At 34.7% G+C, this 26,796-nt stretch carries 27 protein-coding genes and 1 other RNA gene; 13 read left to right on the forward strand and 15 right to left on the reverse strand.

All coding sequences use genetic code 11. From position 1 onward, the window contains the following. Positions 1–33: 33 nt before the first annotated feature. From aroB to BUC16_RS14065, 5 genes are all read left to right on the forward strand, one after another. A complete protein-coding gene (gene aroB / locus BUC16_RS14045; protein ID WP_073371418.1) occupies positions 34–1,101 on the forward strand; it encodes a 3-dehydroquinate synthase in 1,068 nt (355 codons plus the stop codon). Between the two features lie 59 nt (positions 1,102–1,160). Continuing rightward, positions 1,161–1,340 (forward strand): hypothetical protein, encoded by a 180-nt coding sequence (locus BUC16_RS14050; RefSeq protein WP_073371419.1) that lies wholly within the window; start codon positions 1,161–1,163, stop codon positions 1,338–1,340. 54 nt (positions 1,341–1,394) lie between these two features. Then, complete coding sequence (locus tag BUC16_RS14055; protein WP_073371420.1) at positions 1,395–2,795, forward strand: type III PLP-dependent enzyme domain-containing protein; 1,401 nt, start codon at positions 1,395–1,397, stop codon at positions 2,793–2,795. 90 nt (positions 2,796–2,885) lie between these two features. Next, positions 2,886–3,857, forward strand: coding sequence for a deoxyhypusine synthase family protein (locus BUC16_RS14060; protein ID WP_073371421.1), 972 nt, complete (start codon positions 2,886–2,888; stop codon positions 3,855–3,857). Positions 3,858–3,865: 8 nt separating this feature from the next. After that, complete coding sequence (locus BUC16_RS14065) at positions 3,866–4,267, forward strand: DNA primase (RefSeq protein WP_073371422.1); 402 nt, start codon at positions 3,866–3,868, stop codon at positions 4,265–4,267. A 97-nt stretch (positions 4,268–4,364) separates the two neighbouring features. On the opposite strand, the gene BUC16_RS14070 is transcribed toward BUC16_RS14065, so the two are convergent. The 4 genes from BUC16_RS14070 to BUC16_RS14085 form a co-directional block, all read right to left on the reverse strand. Then, complete coding sequence (locus tag BUC16_RS14070; protein ID WP_073371423.1) at positions 4,365–4,880, reverse strand: DinB family protein; 516 nt, start codon at positions 4,878–4,880, stop codon at positions 4,365–4,367. Between the two features lie 32 nt (positions 4,881–4,912). Next, positions 4,913–7,498, reverse strand: coding sequence for a phosphoenolpyruvate carboxylase (locus tag BUC16_RS14075; protein ID WP_073371424.1), 2,586 nt, complete (start codon positions 7,496–7,498; stop codon positions 4,913–4,915). An 85-nt stretch (positions 7,499–7,583) separates the two neighbouring features. After that, positions 7,584–8,063: an Lrp/AsnC family transcriptional regulator gene (locus BUC16_RS14080; protein ID WP_073371425.1), complete on the reverse strand. Its 480-nt coding sequence runs from the start codon at positions 8,061–8,063 to the stop codon at positions 7,584–7,586. Between the two features lie 63 nt (positions 8,064–8,126). Continuing rightward, entirely contained in the window at positions 8,127–9,281 is a 1,155-nt protein-coding gene (locus BUC16_RS14085) for a M14 family metallopeptidase (protein WP_073371426.1), read from the reverse strand. Positions 9,282–9,592: 311 nt separating this feature from the next. On the opposite strand from BUC16_RS14085, the gene BUC16_RS14090 reads away from it, so the two are divergent. Beyond that, complete coding sequence (locus tag BUC16_RS14090; RefSeq protein ID WP_073371427.1) at positions 9,593–10,057, forward strand: helix-turn-helix transcriptional regulator; 465 nt, start codon at positions 9,593–9,595, stop codon at positions 10,055–10,057. Here the strand turns inward: BUC16_RS14090 and BUC16_RS14095 are convergent, their stop codons facing one another. Next, positions 10,058–10,615 carry a 1-acyl-sn-glycerol-3-phosphate acyltransferase gene (locus tag BUC16_RS14095; protein ID WP_073371428.1) on the reverse strand — a complete coding sequence of 186 codons (558 nt, stop codon included), beginning with the start codon at positions 10,613–10,615 and terminating at the stop codon, positions 10,058–10,060. Between the two features lie 60 nt (positions 10,616–10,675). Between BUC16_RS14095 and BUC16_RS14100 the strand changes: the two genes are divergently transcribed. Further along, the gene (locus tag BUC16_RS14100; protein WP_073371429.1) at positions 10,676–11,341 is read left to right on the forward strand and encodes a spermidine synthase; all 666 of its coding nucleotides are present in this window, start codon (positions 10,676–10,678) and stop codon (positions 11,339–11,341) included. 57 nt (positions 11,342–11,398) lie between these two features. Here the strand turns inward: BUC16_RS14100 and BUC16_RS14105 are convergent, their stop codons facing one another. The 8 genes from BUC16_RS14105 to BUC16_RS14140 form a co-directional block, all read right to left on the reverse strand. After that, positions 11,399–12,796: a M16 family metallopeptidase gene (locus BUC16_RS14105; protein WP_073371430.1), complete on the reverse strand. Its 1,398-nt coding sequence runs from the start codon at positions 12,794–12,796 to the stop codon at positions 11,399–11,401. A gap of 3 nt (positions 12,797–12,799) precedes the next feature. Continuing rightward, entirely contained in the window at positions 12,800–14,113 is a 1,314-nt protein-coding gene (locus BUC16_RS14110) for a M16 family metallopeptidase (RefSeq protein WP_073371431.1), read from the reverse strand. 237 nt (positions 14,114–14,350) lie between these two features. After that, positions 14,351–15,076 carry a 3-deoxy-manno-octulosonate cytidylyltransferase gene (gene kdsB / locus BUC16_RS14115; protein ID WP_073371432.1) on the reverse strand — a complete coding sequence of 242 codons (726 nt, stop codon included), beginning with the start codon at positions 15,074–15,076 and terminating at the stop codon, positions 14,351–14,353. Between the two features lie 12 nt (positions 15,077–15,088). After that, positions 15,089–15,505 (reverse strand): hypothetical protein, encoded by a 417-nt coding sequence (locus tag BUC16_RS14120; protein WP_073371433.1) that lies wholly within the window; start codon positions 15,503–15,505, stop codon positions 15,089–15,091. A gap of 75 nt (positions 15,506–15,580) precedes the next feature. Next, positions 15,581–16,861, reverse strand: a complete 1,281-nt coding sequence (locus BUC16_RS14125; protein ID WP_073371434.1) for a calponin homology domain-containing protein — start codon at positions 16,859–16,861, stop codon at positions 15,581–15,583. Positions 16,862–16,941: 80 nt separating this feature from the next. After that, a complete protein-coding gene (locus BUC16_RS14130; protein ID WP_073371435.1) occupies positions 16,942–17,913 on the reverse strand; it encodes a c-type cytochrome in 972 nt (323 codons plus the stop codon). A 108-nt stretch (positions 17,914–18,021) separates the two neighbouring features. Continuing rightward, on the reverse strand, positions 18,022–18,852 hold the full coding sequence (gene ygiD, locus BUC16_RS14135) for a 4,5-DOPA-extradiol-dioxygenase (protein WP_073371436.1): 831 nt from the start codon (positions 18,850–18,852) through the stop codon (positions 18,022–18,024). 113 nt (positions 18,853–18,965) lie between these two features. Beyond that, entirely contained in the window at positions 18,966–20,387 is a 1,422-nt protein-coding gene (locus BUC16_RS14140) for an ATP-dependent DNA helicase (RefSeq protein WP_073371437.1), read from the reverse strand. 176 nt (positions 20,388–20,563) lie between these two features. Between BUC16_RS14140 and BUC16_RS14145 the strand changes: the two genes are divergently transcribed. Beyond that, positions 20,564–21,382 (forward strand): DUF3822 family protein, encoded by an 819-nt coding sequence (locus tag BUC16_RS14145; RefSeq protein WP_073371438.1) that lies wholly within the window; start codon positions 20,564–20,566, stop codon positions 21,380–21,382. Next, positions 21,379–21,972, forward strand: a complete 594-nt coding sequence (locus BUC16_RS14150; RefSeq protein WP_073371439.1) for an RsmD family RNA methyltransferase — start codon at positions 21,379–21,381, stop codon at positions 21,970–21,972. The genes BUC16_RS14145 and BUC16_RS14150 overlap by 4 nt, the downstream gene beginning before the upstream one ends. Positions 21,973–21,987: 15 nt before the next feature. Here BUC16_RS14150 and BUC16_RS14155 read toward each other — a convergent pair whose 3' ends face one another. Then, positions 21,988–22,866 (reverse strand): cupin-like domain-containing protein, encoded by an 879-nt coding sequence (locus tag BUC16_RS14155; protein ID WP_073371440.1) that lies wholly within the window; start codon positions 22,864–22,866, stop codon positions 21,988–21,990. A gap of 35 nt (positions 22,867–22,901) precedes the next feature. After that, an RNA gene (gene rnpB, locus BUC16_RS14160) (RNase P RNA component class A) lies at positions 22,902–23,218 on the reverse strand. A gap of 215 nt (positions 23,219–23,433) precedes the next feature. Between rnpB and BUC16_RS14165 the strand changes: the two genes are divergently transcribed. From BUC16_RS14165 to BUC16_RS14180, 4 genes are all read left to right on the forward strand, one after another. After that, positions 23,434–23,739, forward strand: coding sequence for a hypothetical protein (locus tag BUC16_RS14165; RefSeq protein WP_073371441.1), 306 nt, complete (start codon positions 23,434–23,436; stop codon positions 23,737–23,739). A gap of 85 nt (positions 23,740–23,824) precedes the next feature. Then, a complete protein-coding gene (locus BUC16_RS14170; RefSeq protein WP_073371442.1) occupies positions 23,825–24,937 on the forward strand; it encodes a class I SAM-dependent methyltransferase in 1,113 nt (370 codons plus the stop codon). A gap of 111 nt (positions 24,938–25,048) precedes the next feature. Next, positions 25,049–26,134: a DNA polymerase III subunit gamma/tau gene (gene dnaX / locus BUC16_RS14175; protein WP_073371443.1), complete on the forward strand. Its 1,086-nt coding sequence runs from the start codon at positions 25,049–25,051 to the stop codon at positions 26,132–26,134. A gap of 209 nt (positions 26,135–26,343) precedes the next feature. Continuing rightward, a complete protein-coding gene (locus BUC16_RS14180) occupies positions 26,344–26,787 on the forward strand; it encodes a DUF8439 domain-containing protein (RefSeq protein WP_244534369.1) in 444 nt (147 codons plus the stop codon). The last annotated feature ends 9 nt before the right edge of the window (positions 26,788–26,796 follow it).

Here is a 26,796-nt window from a genome sequence, read left to right on the forward strand (position 1 = left end):
CCCTTATTTTGCGCTTTCATTTAATACAACACTATGCAATCAATTCAAGCCAACAATTATCCAATATATTTCAACGAAAGCGGATATGAAGCACTTCACTCATTTATAAGCGAAAGCAACTATTCCAAGTTGTTTATCATTGTTGACAGTAACACGGAAGAACTTTGTTTGTCTAAATTCCTTCCATATTTAGAAACGGATTTAAAAATAGAAATTGTTGAATTTGAAGCTGGCGAACCGAATAAAAACATAGAAACTTGCGTGCAAATTTGGAATGTTTTAACCGAACTAGGAGCAGACAGAAAAAGTCTTGTCATCAATTTAGGTGGCGGAGTTGTTACAGATTTGGGAGGTTTTGTTGCTTCAACATTCAAAAGAGGAATGGATTTTATCCACATTCCAACTACTTTACTTTCCATGGTGGATGCTTCTGTTGGTGGAAAAACAGGCGTTGATTTAGGTAATTTGAAAAACCAGATTGGCGTTATCAATGTTCCTAAAATGGTACTTATTGACACTCAATATTTAGAGACACTTTCTAAAGATGAAATGCGCTCCGGTCTTGCGGAAATGTTGAAACACGGATTGATTTACGACGCAAGGTATTGGGAGAAATTCCTGGATTTGAAAGCGGTTGATTATGCCGATTTTGATGAATTAATTTACCGTTCCGTCGAAATCAAGAATGAAATAGTAATGCAGGATCCAACTGAAAAAAATATCCGAAAAGCATTGAACTTTGGCCACACTTTAGGTCATGCGATTGAAAGTTATTTTCTGGAAAATGAAAACAAGAAAACCTTGTTGCACGGTGAAGCCATTGCGATAGGAATGATTTTGGAAAGTTATATTTCTTGGAAAAAAGATTTGATTACCAATGACGATTACAATCAAATAAAAACGACCATAAAATCAATCTATGACGACGTTGTTTTTGAAGAAAACGACATCGAACCCATAATAGAATTGCTGATTCACGACAAGAAAAATGAATATGGCAACATACAGTTTGCTTTGATTCAAGCTATAGGGAAAATCAAAATAAATCAATCTGTTGAAAACGAATTGATTCTAAAGGCTTTCCACGATTATAAATCTTAAAGTTTTTTTATAAAAAAAGGGTTGCATTACGTCTATTATATTTTTTACATTTGCAGGCAATGAAAAAAAATCAAAACCAAAGAAATTATAGTTCCATAAAAACTGAAAGCAATAGTTCTTTTCAAAGAATATTGAAACGTTTTTATGGTATTAAAGGTAGTTTTAGTTTTGATATCTTTCAATATTTGAAAGCCGATCACGAGAAGCTTCAAATTGTTTATGCCAATATCAGGGTTTGAATTTTAGCTTAATTTATTTTCACAATACAATTAATCTAAAATACACAAAATCAAATGAATACAAAATATTTCGATTTAATAAATCAAACCTATTATTTCCCTCAAGAAGAGTTTACTTTAAACAAAGACAACCTCGAATTTCACAATATCGACTTGATGAAATTGGTTGAAAAATATGGCACTCCATTAAAATTCACTTATTTGCCCCAGATTTCCAACAACATTAACAAAGCCAAAAACTGGTTTCGTAAATCGATGGAAAAGAACAATTACGAGGCAAAATATTACTATTGTTATTGCACAAAAAGCTCCCATTTTCAATACATTATGAATGAAGCTTTTAAAAACAATATACATATCGAAACCTCTTCGGCTTTTGACATCAATATTGTTGAAAATTTGTTGGAATCAGGAAAAATCAATAAAAGCACTTATGTAATTTGCAACGGTTTCAAAAGAGACCAATACATTGAAAACATTGCCCGATTGATCAATAACGGACATAAAAATACGATTCCAATTATTGATAATTACGAGGAATTAGACATCTTGCAAGAGCAAATCAAACGAAAATTCAAAATCGGAATTCGTATTGCGGCCGAGGAAGAACCAAAATTTGAATTCTATACCTCTCGTTTGGGTATTGGATACAAAAACATTGTTCAATTTTACAAAAAACAAATTCAGGACAATAAGAAGCTGGAACTTAAAATGTTGCACTTTTTTATCAATACCGGAATTAATGACAATGCATATTATTGGAACGAATTGGTAAAGTGTATCAAAGTATATGTGGCTTTGAAAAAAGAATGCCCAACCTTGGACGGATTGAACATCGGTGGTGGTTTTCCAATAAAAAACTCATTGGCATTTGAATACGATTACCAATACATGATTGACGAAATCATAAATCAAATCAAGATTGCCTGTGACGAAGCCGAAGTGGATGTACCAAACATTTTTACCGAATTTGGTTCTTATACTGTTGGTGAAAGCGGTGGCGCTATTTACCAAATTTTGTATCAAAAGCAACAAAATGATAGAGAGAAATGGAACATGATTGATTCCTCTTTTATCACGACTTTACCTGACACTTGGGCGATTAACAAACGTTTTATCATGCTGGCGGTTAATCGTTGGAATGACACTTACGAAAGGGTTTTATTGGGCGGAATGACCTGTGATAGCGATGATTATTACAATTCCGAACAGAATATGAATGCCATATATTTGCCAAAATACAACAAAGAAAAACCTTTGTATATTGGCTTTTTCAATACAGGAGCTTATCAGGAAACCATTGGTGGTTACGGTGGGTTACACCACTGTTTGATTCCACAGCCTAAACACATTTTGATAGACAAGGATGAAAATGGAATTTTGGCAACCGAAGTATTCTCGGAACAACAAACCGCGGACGATGTTTTAAAAATTTTAGGTTACGACAAAAAATAAAATAAATACAATAATTAGTCGATTTAAAAATTCGTTACATTTGAGAATGTTTTTCAATCTTTCGGTTTTTAAATCTTTAAATTTAAAAAAATGAGTAAAGGACCAATCAGTCAGTTTATCGAAAAGCATTACTTGCATTTCAACTCTGCATCTTTAGTTGATGCCGCAAAAGCATACGAACAACAGTTAGCCAACGGGGCAAAAATGATGGTAAGTATGGCTGGTGCAATGAGTACAGCCGAAATTGGGAAGATTTTTGCCGAAATAATTCGCCAGGACAAAGTACAAATCATTTCTTGTACTGGAGCCAATCTTGAAGAAGACATCATGAATCTTGTAGCGCATTCACACTACGAAAGAGTTCCAAATTATCGTGATTTGACTCCTGAGGACGAATGGGCTTTATTGGAAAGAGGATTAAATCGAGTTACCGATACTTGTATTCCAGAACACGAAGCGTTTCGTCGTTTGCAAAAACACATTTACAAAATTTGGAAAGATGCAGATGACAAAGGCGAAAGATATTTCCCTCACGAATTCATGTACAAGATGTTGCTTTCGGGAGTTTTGGAAGAATATTACGAAATTGACTTAAAAGACAGCTGGATGTATGCGGCAGCTGAGAAAAATTTACCTATTATTGTACCAGGTTGGGAAGACAGCACGATGGGTAATATATTTGCCTCTTATGTTATCAAAGGGGAATTGAAAGCATCAACCATGAAATCTGGGATAGAATATATGGTATTCTTATCGGATTGGTATCCAAAGAACAGTACTAATGGTGTAGGTTTCTTCCAAATTGGTGGAGGAATTGCAGGAGATTTTCCAATTTGCGTTGTTCCAATGTTGTACCAAGACATGGAAATGCACGACATTCCTTTCTGGAGTTATTTTTGCCAAATTTCAGATTCAACAACCAGTTATGGTTCTTATTCTGGAGCTGTGCCAAATGAAAAAATCACTTGGGGAAAATTAGACATAAAAACCCCTAAGTTTATTATTGAGTCGGATGCAACTATTGTTGCTCCATTAATTTTTGCTTATTTGTTAGATTTATAATAGAATTTATGAAGAGAGTTATAGTAGACTACGCCAAACTGACCAACGAAATTTTAAACCTTTTAGTGGAAAAATTTCCTGACGGTTATGATGATTCCGATGTTATCCGTTTTAGAAATGCTAAAAACGAATTAATAGAAGCTGTAGAAGTTCGTACTGAAGACACTATTTATTTAGTAAAAATCAGTACCAAACTTGCCGACAGAATCGAAAATTATGACGAGGATGATGAAATTGAAATCGAACCAATTGCAGATATCAGTTTAGACGATGATGATGACGCTGCCGACGATGATGATGACAAACCTGAATACAAAGACGATGAAGTTTCAGGAGATGATGACGATGATGATGACGACAAAGATGAAACCGACATCCCTGAAGACGAGGATGAGGATGATGATGAATAATTAATTTTCAATATACCATAATAAAAAAGGAACTCTTAATCGAGTTCCTTTTTTATTTTATTAGAATTAGGTTTAATGACGACTTTGTCTCAAAAATTTACAAATATCTTTCTTGAAAAACTTTTTGATGATGTTTTAAATGTCCAATAATAAGAAACCCTAAAGCTCTTACCGAAATTGGATGATTGGATGCAATCCCCATTCGGGTTAATTGTTCCTCTGAAAAACTTTTGAACAACAATAAATTAGAATGTCTTACAGCAGAAAATTCCGTTAACAATTCCTGAAGACTTCTACTATTGGCATCAGTATTCACGGCATAATCATTTTCTTCAAATCCAGGTAAAGGCGTTTGGTCATTTCTGGAAATTCTCAAAGCACGATAGGCAAAAATTCTTTCGGCGTCAATAATATGCTGAATGATTTCCTTGATTGTCCATTTGCCTTCAGCATAACGATAATCAAATTTGTCCATTGGAATATTCTGGACAAATCTGATAAAATCGTGTAAACTGATTTCTAATTCTTCCAATAATTCTACATTTTCAATCGCTTTGATATAAGTCGCATTGAATGTAGAATATTCATTTACGGGCAATTGATTGGAATTCATAAAATTGAATTTAAGATTAGAATTTTAAAAAATTAAGCCGAGTTTCTACTCGCATTTGTATTTCCAAAAAGCGAACGAGTTACAATTTTCTCGTAGGTGTTTATCAACTCCAAGTTTGGTTTTGCCTCCTTGTTCAATTCATTTATTCTCAACAAAGCATATTGCTGTATCGTCAACAACGGCAACACAATACGCTCTCTAATATCGATTGATGCTTTACCGTCAGGATAGTTTTCCATCAAGCCTTTATGACCTGCAATTTTCAACAACATTCTTTTGGTTTCCAAAAATTCGTCATAAATAATCTGCCAAAAATCTCCAAATTCAGGATCTTTTCTCATATAAGCCGTTAAAGGAAAAAATGATTTCGCCAACGACATCATGCTGTTTTCCAACAAGGTTTTAAAGAACAAAGAGTTGTTGTATAAATCCTGGACTTTATCCCATTGTCCATTATCTTCAAAATGCTTCAAGGCAGAACCTACTCCAAAGAAACCTGGCACGTTTTGTTTTAATTGGCTCCAAGAACCAACGAATGGAATTGCTCTCAAATCGGCAAAATCCAAATGTTCTGATTTGCTTCTTTTCGAAGGACGGCTACCAATATTGGTTTTGGCATAATATTTCAAGGTACTCATTTGCTCCAAATAAGGAATAAATTTAGGATGATTCTTGAAACTCAAATACTTTTCATATCCTAATTCTGCCAATTGATCCAAAATATCGGTTTCGCCAAGTGTCAATTCATTTTTATCTTTACTAAAAATATGATTGGTTACACCAGCGCTCAACAAGTTTTCTAGATTATATCGACAAGAATCCAATGTTCCAAAATTAGAACTTATGGTTTGTCCTTGAACGGTAATCTGGATTTCTTCATTTTCGATTTTTGGTCCCAATGAAGCGTAGAATTTATGTGTTTTTCCACCACCACGTGCTGGAGGCCCACCACGACCGTCAAAGAAAATGGCATGAATTCCATATTTTCTGGACATGGCTGTCAACTCTTTTTTGGCTTTGTAAATACTCCAGTTTGCCATCAAATAACCTCCGTCTTTGGTTCCGTCAGAGAAACCAAGCATTATGGTTTGTTTGTTATTTCTGTTTTTCAAATGATTGGCATACGATGGATTATTATACAATTTTTCCATAATAACATGAGCATTCTGCAAATCCTCTACCGATTCAAACAAAGGAATAATATCCACTGATAAATCATCCCAGCCGTTTAAATGAAAAAGCGCAAAAGTTTCCATAACATTCAGGGCACTTTCATTATTGCTGATGATGTATCGGTCTGCACCGGATTCTCCGTTTGATTCCTGGATTTTCTTTATGGCTTGTATGGACTCCAACGTCGATCTTGTTATTTCGTTCTCGAAAACATTTGGATCAATATTCCCTTTAACATTGGACAAAACTTCAATTTTTTCATCTTCGGTCAATTCATAATAATTCGCTGGAAAAACTGAAGAGCCTGAATTCAAATAATAACCCAACACGTCTTTGACAACGGCATCGTGAATTTTACTGTTTTGACGAATATCAAGCGATGCAAAATGGAATCCAAATAAATTCACTTTAATCAGCAAAGCTTCCAATTCTTCAATATATAAAGATTGGTGTTGCTCGATGACGATGGTTCTAATTTTATTCAATTGAGTCTTGAATTCATCCAAAGTGATAAAAATCTCCCCTTTGGAATAAAAAACAGAACGATATAATTTTTGTTCCAATTCAGCAACCAAAACGTCCACACCCGGAAAAGTCAACTTTCTTTTCAAACTTCTCATTTCGACATAGTAACATTTCAATACCGAAGTTCTTAGTCTTTCCGCTACTTTAAGGGTAATTTCCGTGGTTACAAACGGGTTTCCATCACGATCTCCACCCGGCCAAAAACCAAGCTTTATCAATTGATTTTGAACAAAATCCCCATTAAAAACATTTTTCTGAAGGTAATGCACCATTTCACCGGCAGTCTCATAAAACACGTTTTCAAGATACCAAATCAAACTTACCGCTTCGTCAAAAGGATTTGGTTTTTCGTTTTGAATAAATGGAGTTTTTCCCAATTGAGCCAGCAATTGCTTAATTCCCAAAAGATCGTTCTTGCGAATCGAATCCGTTAAATCATTGATGATTCCCAATACCGGCCCAGGATAAAACTGCGTCGGATGTGCCGTTAAAACCGTTCTGACATTGAAGTTTTCAAGAAAATCAACCAGTTCTTCATTATTGCCCTTGGCATCTGATTTTTCCTTGATATCACGTAAAGATCCCCTTCCCTCCATGTTATTTACCACCGGGAAAGCTGCGTCTTCAATGGCGTCAAAAAGAACAATTTGACGTTCAATATATTGGATAAAACGAAACATCAAATCAATTTTCTCCGTTTCAGAAACGCTGTGCAGGTATTTTTTGGCAAAAAAGTCCACAATTTCCTTGGGGGTTTCTTGTTTTTTGAAACCCGTATCACAAACATCTGTAAATAACGGAAGTAAAACTCCTGTATTGTCAATGGAATCAAAAGGCAACGTTATAAAAACGCTGTTGTAAATGTGGTATTTGGAAAGAACTTCTTGATTGAAACGTTCTATTTTTGGGAGCGTGTACATATCGCTTAAAAATTAATTATGGTTGGTTTAAAAAAAAACCTCAAGAATTCACTTGAGGTTGCATTTATAATAGCCTTCAAATGAATTACATATTCTTGAAAATAGTATGCATCAAACGCTTTTTGTCATTTATGCTTTCTTCCAATGAAATCATGGTTTCAGTTCTATAAACACCCTCGATGTCGTCAATCATAAAGATTACATCCTTGGCATGTTTAGTGTCTTTTGCCCTGATTTTGCAAAAAATATTAAATTTTCCAGTTGTTACAGATGCAACGGTCACAAACGGAATTTCATTAATTCGCTGTAAAACAAATTTGGTTTGCGAAGTGTTGTTAAGAAAAACACCCACGTAAGCAATAAAAGAATAGCCCAATTTATCATAATCAAGAACCAATGAAGACCCCATTATAATTCCGGCATCTTCCATCTTTTTTACCCTAACGTGAACAGTTCCAGCAGAAATCAATAATTTCTTGGCTATATCTGTAAATGGGATTCTTGTGTTGTCAATCAACATATCCAATATCTGGTGATCTACTTCGTCTAAACGGAACTTACTCATAATTCTTAATTTAATATTATTGTTGCAATTGCAAAATTTACATTTAAAAAAACGGTCTATGTTTTATGAAATCATCAAACCATTAACAAATTTAGTAATATTTTTTAAATAAAAGTCAGCTTTTTGATCTAATTCAGGGACATTTTTGTGATTATCGCTATATAAAGCATTATTTCCATCGTATTCAAGATGTCCAAAATAATCATCCAATTCGCCTATTTTAGCTATGTAAGCATTAAAATAAACCTGGTTTTCAATCAACTCTTCCTTGTATTGTGATGCAAAATTCGTGATTATTTCAATACCATCATAATTTATTTTGATATTTTTATATATAAAATCATAAAAAACGACTTTATTTTGAGGAATACTCAAATAATTATCAAATTTACTAATAACTATATCGTTTTCGTTTATTATTTTAAAACTGGAAATTAAAGCCATGAAAATGTATTTACGAGTCTCTTCCCTATCATAATCATTTGGAAAATGCCCCGCTTCAAACAAAACAGTCGGAACGCCCAAGTATTGAAAAGTATCACCAATACAGTTAATATTAAACGAGTCATCAAAACGTCCTATTTGTCCCGGAATATAACGCTGCAACACCTCGTTAATGCCTGCAATTAAATTAATTGCCTTCAATCGGGAATCATTTATTTCCCTCGCCTCATTATAAGCTGGCGCCAAAAAGGAAACCGTTGCCGGCTTGCCCGAATCAGCCACCCCAAAAATAGTTCGTTGATCATGCAGATTAAAACAAAAATCAGGCTTGAAATTTTCGAAAGTCGCCCTCAAAACCCTGCTTTCCGGCTGCGAAAGGTCTTGCGAATCCCGATTCAAATCCACTTTATTGGCATTTGCACGAGTATATAATTTGGCTCCATCAGGATTCAACATCGGAATACAGCAAAAAGTAAATGCCTCAAGCAGCTCTTTTGCCAATTCTGAACCGTTATGCAACACATTTATAAAATCAAAAAGTCCTTTCGTTGTCGTGCTTTCATTTCCATGCATTTGGGACCAAAGCAGAATCTTGATTTTTCCAGCACCAATTTGGTACTTATAAATAGGTTTATCCAGTACCGATTTTCCAATAATTTCCAATTGATTATTGGTATTTAATTTGTTCAACAAAGACTCTATCGAGTCCAAAGTGATATAACGCCCATACAACGATTGCTCTTTATTTTCGTCGAATAATTGTTCTAAATTCATAGTCATAATTTTGTTTTACAAAAGTAAACATCTTTATTTTTACATTTGTAAACCACAGAGATTGACGATTATTTATTAATGTAAACAAATTTAAAGGTTATCAGTCCATTCCAATGAAGCCAATGGTTTACAAATGTTTAATTTAAATAAAAGAGATATTAATAAAAACATTATCAGATATTTACAATATGTAATCAAAAGTTTTTATTTTGATTAATTTGCGTTATTATGCCGTTTTACAAATGTAATTTTGGTGAATTCATCCTTTTTTGTTACATTTGTAAAACAACTGGTTTTTAAATTAATTCACAATGGTAAACACCGAAGATTTTATAAAAAGACTGGAAATTATTCTGGATTATTACAGTTTAAATGCCTCTTCATTTGCCGATAAAATAGGTGTGCAACGCTCCAGTTTGTCTCACCTACTTTCTGGAAGAAACAAACCGAGCCTGGATTTCATGCTTAAAATTTTGGATGTATTTCCAGAGGTAGATTTGTATTGGGTCTTGAATGGAAAGGGAACTTTTCCTAAGTCGGAATCTGAAAACAACATAAATCTGTCAACTCCCACTCCAATTGCGGAAACCAAAATAGAAAAAGCAACCGATTTGTTTTCTGTAGAATTGTCGAACAAAAAAAATCCGGTAGAAGAAAAACTGGCAACTTCTATTTCAAATACGCAAAACTCGGTCTTGTCCAAAAAAAATTCGGAAATTGATCAAATTGTCATTTTCTACAAAAACGGAACTTTTAAAACCTATTCGCCGGAATAATTATTTTTCGGCATGAAATCCTTTTTCGGGAATTTTTCCTAATACGCCTTCGAAATGTTTTAGCAAGATTTTCAAATCGGCTTCATAATTTTCGGTTGGATAAAATGGTTTGCCAATGCTTACCGTTTTTCTGCCAAAATCAAATGCAACCGGAATTATGGGAACATTCGCTTTTACGGCAATATAATAAAATCCTGATTTTAGCTCTTCGACTTTTTTTCTGGTACCTTCCGGCGCAATGGCCAACCTGAATTCTTCGTGATTCTCGAATACATTTACGATGGCATCCACTTTATTCAAAGATATTTTACGCTCTATTGGCTCTCCTCCCATCCACCGGAAATAATAACCGAACGGAAAACGGAACAATTCTTTCTTTGCAATAAAATTTATTTCTAAATCACAAATTCCCCTTGTAAATATACCCAAATAGAAATCGTGCCAACTGGTATGGGGAAGAACCATTGCAACGCACTTTTTGATGTTTTCGTCAAAAGCACCTTCAATTTTCCAACCCATCAATCGAAAGAAAATAAATTTGTAAAAACTTCTTTTCATTTAGCCCCATTTTTCAGTAAAAATAATATTATTCTCCTATTTTTGATAAAAATCTTTTCAATGTTCAAAAAACTGTTTAGTTACATCATTCCATTCAATATTTTTAAACAAAAATCTACCATAAGTCAAACGCTGGAAGTCACCTGGACGGATGGCGAATTGGTTTTGGATAGTAAAAATACCAACTATTCGTATGGAAGCCTGCAACGCATTTTGAGAAAAGGCTTGAAATTTATTGGTTTCGAAAAAATCCAGACAATGGACAAGATTCTCGTTCTAGGAGTTGCCGGCGGAAGTGTCATAAAAACATTGGTTGACGAAATTCATTTTGAGGGGAAAATTACGGGAGTTGAAATTGACAAAGCCATAATCAAAATTGCCAACGAATATTTTCATCTGGACCAAATTCAAAACTTGGAAATCATCATCGATGATGCCTTTGAATTTGTTTTGAAAACCAAGGACAAATACGACTTGATCATCATCGATATTTTTCAAGATGTCAGAATGCCCAATTTTTTGTTTGAAGCATTTTTTATTGATAGAATTTGCCTTTTGTTAAATTCGAAAGGTTTTGTTCTTTTCAACACAATGCTATTAAACGAAAAACAAAAACAACTCAATATAGAATTTTTTAATGCATTTGATTCTGCCAAATATACCGCAACGATATTGCATAAAATGGAAGAATTAAATGAGTTGATCATAATTGAAAACAAATTTTAAATTGACCATTTTCCGAAAAGTAAAGCAAAAAAATAGGGGAACCTAATCCCCTATTTATTATTTCATTTTTTTGATGTCGTCGCTAATTTCGACTTCGTTGACTTTGCCATATTTCTCGGCAATCTTCTTGATCTCTTCCGATTTGCCAATCAATACAAACTGTAATTTATCCTTTGGAAAATATTTGGTGATAATTTGGTTGGCTTTTGCCAAATCAAGACTATCCACATTTTTTTCGAAATTGTCGATGAATGATTTGTCGAAATTATACCAAAACATTTGTGACAACAAGCCTGCCAATTGTCCCGTTGTTTCATACTCTGGCGGAAACTGCCCTTTGACATAATTTTTGGCAGAAGCCAAAGCTTTTTCATCAATGCCTTTGGCGTGCAAATTTTTCAATACTTCCAATGCTTTATCAATCGCAGGTTCTGTCGTTTTAGAAGCCGTGAAAGTGGAAATATAAAAAGAACCACCATTCTTCAAATTATTAAACCTGCTTCCAGCACCATAAGTCAAACCTGAATTGACTCTCAACTCGTCATTGAGCATCGAGGTAAAACGTCCTCCAAAAAGAGTGTTTACCACTTCTATAGCTACATAATCGGGATTGTTTCTGCTCACGCCTGGCGAACCTATATAAAAAGTGGTTTCCTTCGCGTCTCCTTTATTGACCAACAAAACCCTGTTTTCTGTTGGATTGGAAATTGGTTTTGAAGCCAGATTTTCTATTTTCGAATTAGATTTTTCCCAACCGGAAAACAACTTTGTTATTGTTGCTTTCATTTCATTGACTTTGAAATCTCCAACAATGCAAATAGCGGCCTCATTCGGTTTGTAATTGGTTTTGTAAAATTCTTTCACGTCATTCACTGTCAATTTGCCAACGGTTTCCTTGTTTCCGTTTTTAACATTGGCATAAACGTGATTCCCATATAACAAGGTGTCAAAATAAGGACCTATGACCGATTTTGGACTTTCTTTTTGTTGTGCCAATGAAACCAACAACCTGCTTTTCTCTTTTTCAAATTCAGCAGCATCAAAAACAGGATTGAGCAAAATTTCTTTAATAATATTCAAGATTTTGTCTTTGTCCTTGGATGCAAAATCAGAAGTAAGTCCTGCAAATTCCTTTGTGGCATAAGTATCCACATTGGCACCCAGAAAATCCAACTCTTCGTCCAATTTAGTTTTGGGGAAATTTTTGGTGCCGTGTTTAAGGGAAACTGCCGTCAATGATGCCAATCCCGCTTTGTCATAATCATAAATGGCACCTCCGGGAAGAACAACCGAAACACTGATAACAGGCACGTCGTGTTGTTCCATCAAGGAAATTGTAAGACCGTTTGCCAATTTGAAAGTCGTGTAATTGGGCAATTTGAATCCTTGTGCCGATAAGTTACCACCAGTAATTACCAGTAAACACAGTATGAGTTTTTGAATAATTTTTTTCATGATTTATTCTTCTACATTGGTTTTTAATACGGCTACGGTTCGGTTGCTTTTGGTCAAATATTTTTGGGCAACTCTCTGCACATCGGCAACAGTGACTTTGTTGTAATTGGCTGGAGCATCAAACATTCTTCTATAATCACCGAAAAACACTTCGTATGTACCTATATTGTTCGATTTACCGTTAATGGTTTCTACCTGATTGTAAAACTCCATTAATTTCTGGTTTTTAATTTTTTGGAGTTCCTTCTCGGTGATGCCGTCTTTTTTTATTTTTTCAATCTCGGCATAAACCGCTTGTTCCAAATCGGTTTCTTTTACATCTTGATTGGAGATTAAATATACATTAAAAAGATTAGGGTCTAAAGTATCACTATAATCAGTAAAAACTTCTGTTGCCAATTCTTTTTGATCCACGAGTGACGAATACAATCGAGATGAATTTCCGCTTGAAAGAACTGAACTCAAAATATTCAAGGCATAGTAATCTTCATTCTTGGATTCCGGGGTTTTATATCCAATCATCAAATAAGGCGTTTCTACTTCTTTCTTGATTGTAATTCTTCGTTCACCCGTTTGTACAGGTTCCACGATATGCACTTTTGGTGGAGCGGGTTGAGCTGGAATCGGTTCGAAATATTTCTTGGCCAATTCCTTCACTTTTTCCAATTTCAATGCCCCCGAAACAACCACCACACAATTGTTTGGCGCATAATACGTTTTGAAATAACGTTCCAAATCTTGCTGTGTCCAATTTTTCATATCATCTTCATACCCAATAATTGGCCAATGATACGGATGTTCCTGAAAAGCCGTTGCCTGCAATCCTTCCGACAAAGGACGCCAAGGCGAATTTTCAAGTCCCGTGCGACGCTCGCTCAACACGACACCTCTTTCGCTTTCGACCATCTTGGGATCTATGCTAAGACTGGAAATCCGGTCTCCTTCAAGATCAAACATAATTTCTGCCGAAGCTGCCGGAAACCAATCGGTGTAAACTGTAATGTTTTCGGTGGTGTAGGCGTTATTGGAACCTCCATTGAATTCCATGGTTCTGTCAAATTGTTTTGGACCATATTTCTTGGCTCCATTGAACATCATGTGTTCAAAAAAATGGGAAAGCCCCGTGATTCCTTGGTGTTCATTTCGACTTCCCACCTTGTAAAAAAAGTACATATTGGCGTTGGGAATGGAGAAATCTTCGACAACCAGAAACTTCATTCCGTTGTCAAGCGTAAACGTTTTCACGTCATCGGCTTTTATTTGTGCCTGTCCCGTGAAGGCCAGCAAAAGTGCCAGATAGAGCATTGCTTTTTTCATATACTATTATTAATTAAAGATTCTACAGGTATTTACGTGAAAGATAAAAATTTAAACCATTAAGCAAATTAAGAAAATTAAGATTTGTAACGTTTTAACTTTTTTTGATTCACTTAATACCTTAAAAAAGAATACGTTCACAATATTTTTAACTGAACCAATAAAATTAAGATTTAAATTACTCTTTACCTTCTTAATTTCTTAATGGTTTAAAAATAATGGTCATAAGATTCTTTTTTACATCAATTTTCTCGCTTTTTCCAAGTCTTCCTTCGTATCAATTCCAATTCCTATATGGGAAGTTTCAACCATTTTGATGCTTTTTCCAAATTCTAAATAACGCAATTGTTCCAGTTTTTCGGAGGCTTCCAATGATTTCATCGGCAGATTGTAGAAATCCATCAATGCCTGTTTTCTGAAAGCGTAAATCCCGATGTGTTTCATGTAGCGAACGCCCACATTCGCTTCTCTTGGATACGGAATTATGGATCGCGAAAAATACAAGGCAAAACCGTTTTGATTCACGACCACTTTCACGTTGTTGGGATTGTTGATGTCGGCTACCTCCTTGATTTCACACATCAAGGAAGCCAAATCGACCTTCTTTTCGGTGTCTTTTTTATAGACTTCAATCAGTTTTTCCAAAGCCGGTGTATCGATAAAAGGTTCGTCACCTTGCACGTTGACCACGATATCCACGTCCATGTTTTCAACAGCTTCGGCAATTCGGTCGCTTCCTGATTCGTGTTCCTTGATGCTCATGATCGCTTTTCCGCCATTGGAAACAATTTCTTCATAAATCAAATTGGAATCGGTAACCACAAAAACATCATCAAAAAGATTGGATTGTTGCGCTGCTTCATAGGTTCTTAAAATCACGGTTTTCCCTCCCAAATCTTCCATCAATTTGGCGTGAAATCGGGTTGAGGCGTAACGTGCTGGAATGACTGCTATTATTTTCATTTATACTTTAATTTATTCTTGTCTGGTTTCAACAAATTCGTATTCTTTATTATCGAACTCCAAACTTAATTCTTTTGCTTTATATTTCACAGTATTATCGTCCAACATTTCGACTGCGTAAACATCTGTTTTTCCATCACTATCAAATGTTTCGTAAAACAAGCCGTCTTTTATTTTCCATTTTCCTTTTTCAACATGACTTTCTACTTCACAATTTTCTATGGACGTGAACAATATTATAAAAGTACCGTTTTTATTATGGGTCTTAATCCAATACTTGGTCAGTCCGTTTTGCTGATTGTCCTCTTCAGAACCACTCCAAGTACCTACGAGTTTATTTTTTAATTTATCGTCATCAGATGTTTTGACCGCTGCGAAGGAGAATAATAGAATTGATGTTAGGATTAGTAGTGATAATTTTGTTTTCATATAGATTTTTATTTTTAGTTGTGGTCACGAGCGGGACTTTTGCTTTAGCTAGAAGATTCGAATCAAATATTATATTCAGTTTACAATTAAAATATTATTTAATTTATTAAAAATATGTCTAAAATTTTCCCAACTTTCATCACTTATATTAATTTCTCCAAGAAATACTTTTTGTGCAAATATTTCTTTTGTGAGAGCTACATTATCTCCATTAGAATTAAATACATAATTATCTATAATCTTCCTTAATCCTGCCTTATTCAATATAGAATTATCTCCATTACCACCAAGACTTAAGTCTTTATTGATAAAATGTCTTTTGGTTTTCTTGTCAAATTCATCTCCTATAAATAATCTTTTACCATCTATATTTGTTTTTATTTCTTCATCCGAATATAGCATTTCAGTAGAAATATTTTCAGGTTCAATTTTTATTGAAAACGTTTGAGATTTTTCATCACTAAAAATATTTGCACTTTTTTCATCTGAATCAAATATTCCTATTTTTTTATTAGAACTTTTTGCATTCTCAAATCTACTAAAATTAACAAACGATTTAAGAATACTATTTAATTCTGAAACACAACATTCTAAAATGAAGTTTGTTCCACAAATAGAATTTTTTACATCTAATTCAAGTCCAAATTTTAAAAACCAATCTTCTCTAATTAACTCAAATTCATTTTTATTGTGAAAATATCTTAGAGCTGATATGAAATGCTTCCAATCTGTCTTTCCCTCAGAAATTATTAGAGGTTTATTAATTTTATTTAGTTCTTGTATTCTAGTTTTTAATTTTAAATTCTCATTCTCAATTACTTCTAATTTAGAGTTTAGTTTGAATAAATCTCTCATATCTTCAATAACAGTTTCAACATCATTGTCTTTAGCAATAATTATTTCAAATGCATCAATTTTTAGCATCCCCACACCCAAACCTAATTCTTTGCCTCCTAACTTAAATGCATTTCTTACTTTTAATTTTATACCGATAGTTGATTCTAATATTTTGTATAAGTTTAACATTACTCCACTCTTCTCTTTTACAGGTATTTCTTTAACAAAATCTTCAATTTGTTTATCAATAATTACAATTTTAAATTCTTTTTTATATTCTGGAGAAAATGTTCTGTGAATAATAAAACCACCTATACATCCATATAAAATACTAACACAGTTTCTATCTTCATTTTCTAGCTTATGAAATAAATCTGAAGTTAAACGCCTTGAATCTTCAAAATCTGAATTATGAGACATTAGACTCACAAAATGTTTAATAACTAATTCTTTTTCCTGAAGAACTAAAGAATTATATTTTTCATTTAAAAGTTTCTGTAATATTTTATTTTCTTTCATTCAAAATAAATAATGGTTGTTATTATTTTTCCAAATATTAGATTTCCCCACAAATCAATTTGCTTAATATTCACCATATATTAGTACTGTTCCGAAAACTTGACAACAGTATTTTTAATTGGTTTAACGGTTTTCAGATAAGCGTAAATTGCTTTTAAATCCTCTTTTTTCATTTTACCATACATCGTCCAAGGCATTACGGTATTGAAATTACCTTTCCCCACTTTATTCGGAACATAAGTACTGTCTGTATAGGATTTGAATTTATCCACAAACATTTGTTCTGTCCATTTTCCTATTCCAGTCTCATGATCAGGAGTAATATTGGCCGATCTTGCAATTCCACCCGATGGCATTATAAATTCAAAACCTCCCGCCAATTCCATTCCTTCAATTTTGGCCCCTTTTTCTTGTTTGGTGTGGCATTCAATACAAGAAGCTGCATTAAATAAGTAAGCGCCATAATTTACAACATCTTTTTCACTAGGTTTATGTGAGAATTCCGCTTTTTTAGGAATCGTGTTAATGATGAAATTCATGGGGAAATCAGGTTTTGAATCTGGAGTTTTATTTGCAATAGGTTTTAAAGATCTCACATACACAATGATGGAATACAAATCCTCTCTATCCATTTTTCCCAAGTTTGGATGCGGCATTATAGGAAACAAAGCTCTTCCATTTTTGTCAACTCCGCTGGAAATAGCCCGTAAAATCTCACCATCCGACCAATCTCCAATTCCAGAAGGTGTTATGTTTCTTGCATAAAATTCACCGGGAAAACCAAATTTTTGATCGAATACTTCTCCTCCTTTTCCAAGAGTTCCTGGTGTTAAAGGTCCTGAAAATTTACTCCAATCCCTCGTAGAATGGCAATCCATGCAAACACTAACGTTATTAGCCAAATATTCTCCTCTTACTAATCGTTCTTTTGTTTTTTCAATTTTTAAATATTCTGGTTCTCCAACATTGGGAAGAGCAAAACTTACAAAAAGTAATAATCCTGCAATACAAAGAATAATGGCCAATAGCCCCCATTTTAATATTTTTTTCATAATTGACAAGGTTTAACGAATTGCTCAAAGACACAATTCTTCAAATTAGTAAATGGTTTTTGGTTAATTAACTCCAAATATAAGAATTTTCCACAAAAAAAAACCAATCTACATAATTTTCACCGAAGTCATGCTCAAAGAACCCGCAACCAATTTGTCATTGAATAAACTCAGTTCTTCGGTTTTGCCTTTTAAACCCAAGGTATAAATCAAAGGTAAATAATGGTCTGGCGTGGGGATTGCCAATTGAAATGCCTTGCTTTGTTTTTCATAATCAATAAGCGGCTGAAAATTGCCGTCCAACAAATAATTGTTGATGGTTTCCCTTGCTTCAATAGCCCAATCAAAACCGTAATTGTCTACATTAAAATTTGGAAAATCGACCAGTCGCAAGTTATGAACGATATTTCCACTGCCAATTATCAAGATTCCTTTTCGGCGTAAATCACTTAATTTTTTGGCCAATTCAAAATGATATTGTGGAGATTTGGTGTAATCAATACTCATCTGGATTACGGGAACATTGGCTTCGGGATACAAATGCTTGACCACGCTCCAAGTGCCGTGATCCAAACCCCAATGTTCGTCCAATTCCACGTCAACAGGTTTTAGTAATTCTTTGGTTTCCAATGCTAATTCAGGGTTTCCTTTGGCAGGATATTGTACCTCGAACAATGCTTGCGGAAAACCTCCAAAATCGTGAATCGTTCGTGGCATTTCCATTGCGGTAACTTTGGTTCCATTGGTAAACCAATGTGCCGAAATACACAAAATAGCATTGGGCTGTGGCAAAGTTTTAGCCAAATTCCGAAAGCCGGTCACAAATTGGTTTTCCTCGATGGCGTTCATGGGACTGCCGTGTCCCAGAAACAAAACCGGCATTTTTTCGGTGGTCGAAAAAGTACCTGAAATTTTATGCAAATCGTTTAAAGTATTCATAACAAAAAATATTAAAATGTTTTTTAAACCATTAAGAGATTTGAGAAAATTAAGATTTTTGGTATTGTCACTTAATGAACCTTAATTTTCTTAATGGTTTAATTTTAAAATAATCATTCCACAAAACTTTCGTCCTTAAATCCTATCAAATATAATTTATTTTTTGCTCTCGTCATAGCGGTGTACAACCAGCGAATGTAATCCCTGTTGATGCCGTCGGGCAAATAGGGTTGTTCAATGAAAACCGTATTCCACTGCCCTCCTTGCGATTTATGACAGGTTATTGCATACGAAAACTTAACTTGCAAACCGTTGAAATACTCATTGGCTTTCACTTTCTGAAATTGCTTGAACTTGGTTTCACCTTCATAATCTTTCAAAACTTCCTGATACAATCTGTTGGACTCTTCGTAAGTCAATGATGGCGATTCACTTTTTATGGTATCTAATAAAAGGACGGTTTCAAATGGTTTTTGGTCGGGATAATCAACCATTCGTATTTTTACATTGGCAAATTTAAAACCATACAATTCCTTGATATTGAATATTTCCAACACTTCAATAATATCGCCATTGGCAATAAAACCAGCGTGATCGGAGTCTTTCAACCAAAAATAATTATTTTTTACCACCATCAAAAAATCACCTGTAGACAATTCACTTTCTTTATCGAGGATTTTGGTTCTAATTTGCTCATTGTATTGATTGGCTCTTTTATTCGACCGAACTATAAAAGCCGTGTCTTCGATACTGTAATTGCTGTAAGCCGAATTGATGGCATCCTGAATATCATAACCATCTGTCAAGCGAACAATATCCTTGAATTTCTGGAGGTCAAATTTGAATTCGTCAATAAAAGAATCCTTCAACAATTCCCGAAGTTCCGTCGCATTATGCAAAATTCCCGAGTTTTCTTCCTGGCGCATTACTTCGTCCAATTCAATATGTTCTACTTCCTTATTGTAATTCATACCCAAAGTTCGAATGTCCAAAGCCGGACTAATATCCAAGTTCACGGGTGGTAATTGGGCTGTGTCTCCCAATAAAATCATCTTGCAATTGGTTCCCGAATACACATAGGAAATCAAATCGTCCAGTAAAGAACCATTTTCATACAATTTAGAATCCGAATTCGTGTCGGAAATCATCGAAGCTTCATCAATTATAAAAATCGTGTTGGTGTGTTTGTTAGGTTGCAAAGTAAACGAAACGCCGCCACCGGAAGATTTCTTGGGAAAATAGATTTTCTTGTGAATGGTAAACGCAGGTTTGTTCGAATAATTCGCAATTACTTTTGCGGCACGACCTGTTGGCGCCAGTAAAACATATTTCTTGTTGATGTCGAGTAAATTATTGACGATGGTCGAAATCACAGTCGTTTTTCCCGTTCCTGCATAACCTTTCAAGACAAAAATCGTGTTGTTGTCTTTTTCGGTCAAGAAAATAGCGATTTTTTGGAAAAATATATCCTGTTTATAGGTTGGTGTAAAAGGGAATTTTTTCTGTAAAAGACTATAAAACAAGGAAGATTCCATTTGGTGTTATTTGACTGCAAAGTAAGGAAAGTTTTCAATAGCAATGACAATGGCAATGGCCAATTTTCAATTGTTGTCCTGGATTTATAATTTTGATATTTTCATTGTCATTGCCATTGATATTGTAATTGATTTTTGTCATTGCCATTGAATTTTTAATTTGTAAGTTTGCAACTATGTCGATTAACACTACTATTACGGATAAAAAATACAAAAAACTCTCGCTTCAGGTTTCCTTGACGGGGCTTTCATTTTGTGCCTTTGACACTTTAAATAATACTATTCTTTCTGTCAAAGAAATTCATTTTGATACCTTCCACAAAGCCACAAAAATCGAAGAATTGTTTGGCGATGCTTTCAGGGACAACCCAGAATTAAAGGATTCTTATGACGAAATATTGGTAATTCACAACAACAATCTTTCGACATTTGTTCCGGAACCGCTTTTTGACGAGAACTTCTTGGGCAGTTATTTGCAATACAACACCAAGGTTTTTGATACCGATTTTTTTGCTTTCGACGAAATCCAGAATTACCAAATGAATGCGGTTTACATTCCGTACGTGAACATTAATAATTTCTTTATTGACCAGTTTGGTTCTTTCGATTATAAACACGCCAACAGCATTTTGGTTACCAAAATTTTGGATGCCTCCAAAAACAATGACGACAAAAAGATGATTGTCAATTTCAATCCCGGTCATTTTGAGATTGTTGTGGTTCAAAATCAGAAGCTATTGTTGTTCAACTCTTTCGATTACCAAACTCCTGAAGATTTTCTTTACTATTTGCTTTTCACTGCCGAACAATTGAATATGAATCCCGAGAATTTCAAATTGGAATTATTGGGAACCATTTCCGAGGAAGACGATTTTTATCAATTGGCTTTCAAATACATTAGAAATGTATCCTTATTTGACGTGTCGAATTTGCAGAAAAACAATTCATTTTCAACTGCCCAAAACCAGAAACATTTTATTTTATTCCAATCGTGAGAATCATTTCAGGTAAATATAAAGGAAGACGCATTTTTCCGCCAAAAGGACTTCCCGTTCGCCCCACAACAGATATGTCCAAAGAAGCATTATTCAATGTTTTGAACAATCATTTCAGTTTTGAAGGCTTGAAAATACTGGATTTATTTGCGGGAACCGGAAATATCAGTTTCGAATTTGCTTCTCGTGGCAGCACGCCAATCACTTCTGTCGATGCTGATTTTGGTTGCGTGAAATTCATCAAGCAAGTTGCCGCAGAATATGATTTTAATATTGCCGCTACCAAAAGTGATGTTTTTCAATTTTTGGAACGAAATAAAGCAACTTATGACATTATTTTTGCCGATCCTCCTTATGGATTAGACCAAAAAACATTTGAAAAAGTAGTCTTGACTGTTTTCGAAAAAGATATCTTACAAGAAGATGGAATGATGGTCATTGAACATTCTAAATACACAAAATTAGAGCATTTACCTAATTTTTCGTTCCAGAAAGGATATGGAGGATCTTTTTTTAGTTTCTTCGAAATTGGAAAATCTTCTGAAGAAGAAATTGATGAAGAGGATTTCGACGATTCTCAAGAAGAATAAATCTATAAGACTACTCTAGTTTTTCTGAATATCTCTTAAATTTTTGTTGGTGTTAATTATTGCCTGTTTGTTTTTATAGTCAATCCAGTCTTGTCCTTTCCATTTGCGCATCAAAACGTCATAATGTCTCATTACAAAAACATTAAATGCGGCTTTGCCCAAGTTGGTTATTTTTCTTGGAAAAGCTCTCAAACTCATTGAAAATCCGGGTGTCATATACTTCATGTAATGCCAATATCCTTCGGGCATGTATAGCATTTCACCATGATTCAAATTGCAAATCATTCCTTTGGCTTTTTTCAAGGCTGGCCATTTTTCAAAATCGGGATTGTCAAAGTCAATATCTTCCCTGGAAATCAAGGCGTGCGGCACTTTATACAAGTATGGGGTTTCAGACGGAGGAAACAAAATACATTGCTTTTTGCCGTGAAAATGAAAGTGGAGAATATTGGAATAATCAATATCGAAATGCATGAATACTTTGGAGTTTTCTCCACCAAAAAACAACATAGGCAATTGCTTCACTAATCGAAGCCCAATATTCGGCCATTTGAAATCCTTCTGTAGCACGGAAACCTCATTCATTAAATTGTAGAGAAAAATGCGATAATTGGTAGGTTGTTTCAACATCAAGTCGATGTAATCGCTCATCTTCATTTTGGCGTGGGCTTCATTGAATCCATCTTTGTGGGACACGGGCCTATCGTCATAAAGTGGTACAATTTTGTCGCCGGCAACTTGCCTGATGTACTCCAAATTCCATTTTTGATACGCAGGCCAACCGACTGTAAGTTCTTCGATTACTACCGGTTTTTGATTTTTTACATAAGTATTGAAAAAATCTTCTTTGGAAATGGTTTTAACTCTTGGGATTTCAACTAGATTCAATTTCATCGTTTTTAAGAAATAAATTTGAAAATAAAAAAAATAAAAAAAGCAGACCTGTAAGCCGGATTCTGTCCCCGATAAATCGGAGCCTTATCATTTATCTAGTCCCAATATTACTATCGGGATCAATCTTTCTACCCTTCGACAACGGGCGAGAACCCTTAAATGCCGATATACTTGAAATTTCACCGCATAGAGTTTACCTGGTTTCACTACAGCATTACCTGTACATACTTTCTGTTGCACTTGTCCTAATCCAATTTCTTGAACCGACGGGCGTTACCCGCTATGCTTCTCTGTGGTGTCCGGACTTTCCTCCCTCCCGATGAATCGGGACGACGATAAGGCGGCCTGCGGTACAAATTTACTATAATTAACAAGGTTTTCCAATATTTAGCCACTTCACTTTAACAACTATTTCACAACACATTCATAATAAAATAGTTACCTTTAATAGTCAACTATAAAATCACTTATCATGAAATCGCCACTATCAGCATGTTTGCGAAAGCAAACACCTATAAATAAAAGGCGATAACAGATATGACCACTAACAAATAAATTTTACATATTATGAAACCGATCTATCATTATGCCACCGTTTCGGAAGCTTTGGAACAATTGAATAAAAAGGGTTTCATCCACGATTTTAATCTTCAAGATGAAACCATCCAAAAAAATCCACATAATTATGAAATAGAACATGTCTATCGCTATGAAGGCGACACCGATCCCGATGAAGAAGCCGTCGTTTATGGCATAACCGCCCATTCGGGTGAAAGAGGTGTTTATGTTGCTGGATTTTCGGCAAACTCCGAAAGTGAAGCCGCAACTGTTTTGGCCAAATTATGCATCGAAGGAAATAACAAGCTAATCTAGAAATCATACTTTTTTGAAAGTTCTACTTAGCTTATACATGCAAGAATAAATTAACTTCAAAAATATATTTTAATCCTACTTTTCAATGTTGCTTTCCAATATAATAATAGGAAGAATCAAAAAAGAAGGTCCAATACTGTTTCGGGACTTTATGGAAATGGCGCTGTATTATCCTGAATTAGGATATTATAATTCTCAACAGGACAAAATTGGAGCCAATGGAGATTTTTATACCAGTGCCAATGTTTCTGGAACTTTTGGAGCCATGATAGGTCGACAAATAGAGGAAATGTGGCAAATTTTAGAAAAAAAACCATTCAAAATAGTGGAATACGGTGCTGGAACCGGTTTGTTGTGTCACGATATTTTGGATTATCTCAAAAACAACACTCTTTTGTATAAAAACCTAAACTATTGCATTATCGAGAAAAGTGTCCATATGCAGGAACTCCAAAAAAAACTTTTGATCGAAAAGGTCTGTTGGTATTCCGCAATCCAAGAGATTTATGAAATTGAGGGTTGTATTTTATCCAATGAATTAATCGATAATTTTTCGGTTCATCAAGTCATTATGGAAGACCAGCTAATGGAAGTTTTCGTGGATTACCAAGATGGTTTTGTAGAAGTCTTGAAACCTGCCAAAGAAGAACTCATAGATTATTTTGACAACTTAAACATTCATCTGCCAAAAGGATTCCGAACAGAAGTAAATTTGGAAGCACTGTCTTGGATGAAAGAAGTCGCACAATACTTACGCAAAGGCTACGCGATAACGATAGATTATGGCTATATGTCATCTGAATTGTATAAAAACAACAGAAGTTGCGGCACGCTTTTATGTTATCATAAACATCAAACAAACGACAACCCATACCAATTCATCGGAGAACAAGACATTACCACACACACCAATTTTTCCGCCCTCATCCATTGGGGTTCGCAATTTGGTCTGGACTGCTGTGGAATAGTGGATCAAGCAAGTTTTTTATTGGGACTTGGAATCAAGGAATATCAAGAAGCCGCTTTAAAAAACAATCAGGGAAATTTGGAAATTGCAATGCAGGAATCAATAATAAATTACAGATTATTGGTAGATATGGGGATGAAATTAAAAGTAATGATACAACAAAAAGGAATGCCTAAACACCCTCTTTTGGGATTAAAATTTATGAACTCTTCAAAAACTGTCTTTGCCTGAAAAATTTGAAATCCTTCTCTTTTTATAAATTTTGAAAATTATGAGAATTAAACAAATTAAGGGTTTCATAATATAATCCCATTACCTATATTTGCTTTCGAATAAAAATCTATGGAACAATTTGTTGTATCGGCACGTAAATATCGTCCACAAACATTTAATGATGTTGTGGGACAAAAGGCGATTACCAGTACTTTATTACACGCCATAGAAAGCAACCACTTGGCTTCTGCCCTATTGTTTACGGGACCTCGTGGTGTTGGAAAAACAACTTGCGCCCGAATTCTTGCCCGAAAAATCAATCAACCCGGTTATGACGACCCGAATGAAGATTTTGCTTTCAATGTTTTCGAATTGGATGCTGCTTCCAACAATTCCGTGGACGACATCCGAAATTTGATTGACCAAGTTCGCATTCCGCCACAAACAGGACAATACAAGGTTTACATCATTGACGAGGTACACATGTTGTCTTCGGCAGCTTTTAACGCTTTCTTGAAAACGTTGGAAGAACCGCCAAAACACGCCATTTTTATATTGGCCACGACCGAAAAACACAAAATTATTCCGACGATACTTTCTCGTTGCCAGATATTTGATTTCAAAAGAATTACCGTAAAAGATGCCAAAGAACATCTTGCCGAAGTTGCCCAAAGCCAAGGCGTGATTTGCGAAGACGATGCTTTGCATATTATTGCCCAAAAAGCCGATGGTGCGATGCGTGATGCTTTGTCTATTTTTGACCGAGTGGTTTCCTATTGCGGCAATAATTTGACCCGTCAAGCCGTTACCGAAAACTTGAATGTTCTTGATTACGAAACCTATATCACGGTAACCGACTTGATTTTGGAAAACAAAATCCCGGAATTATTGGTTGCTTTCAATGATATTCTTGCCAAAGGATTTGATGCGCACCATTTTGTATCAGGTTTGGCTTCGCATTTCAGGGATTTATTGGTTTCCAAAACACCTGCTACTTTAACTTTATTGGAAGTGGGCGAACAAGCCCAAAAACTGTATGCCATTCAATGTCAAAAAGCATCACAAGAGTTCTTGTTGAAAGGAATCGAAATTGCCAATGACTGCGATTTGAAATACAAAGTGAGCCAAAACCAACGACTGCTCGTTGAACTTTGCTTGATGCAACTTGCCTCCATCACCTTTGATGGAGAAAAAAAAAAGTTGAGCAATTTATAATTCCACCCACTTATTTTAGAAGAACTGATTATTCAATTGTTGAAAAAATCAATGGCAATAACAATTCCAATGCCAATGAAAAAAGTCAAATTGAAAAGGTTGCAGAACCAAAAGTTGAAATCAACCATTCTAATGTAGTTGTCCCAAACGAAACTTCACAACCTGAACCACAAACTGCAAACCTTTCTGAAGGACCTAAATTTTCTGCATTGTCACTTTCAAGCATTCGTGCCAAAAGAGAATTGCAGGAAAGCAGTAAAGGAATTGTTAAAGAAGAAGTACATCTTCCAACAGAGACTTTCAACGAAACCGACATGTTGTTGTATTGGAACAAATATGCAATGCGTTTGGGAGATAAAGGACACAAGATAATGGAATCGCTTTTGATGATAAGCGATCCCAAATTAGAAGGTACCACCATCATTCACGAATTGCCCAACGGAGGTTCCAAGATAGACTTCGAAACCGAATTAAACGGACTTTTGGGCTATTTGAGAGGACATTTGCACAATCACGATATTGACATCAAAATTATTGTAAATGAAAGTATCGAGAAAAAATTTGCATTTACGGCTTTGGACAAATTCAATAGATTGAATGAAATCAACCCCAATTTAGAGTTGTTGAAAAAGACGTTCGATTTGGATATTTAATAAATATTA

This window comes from Flavobacterium fluvii (assembly GCF_900129545.1).
GTDB classification, from domain to species: domain Bacteria; phylum Bacteroidota; class Bacteroidia; order Flavobacteriales; family Flavobacteriaceae; genus Flavobacterium; species Flavobacterium fluvii.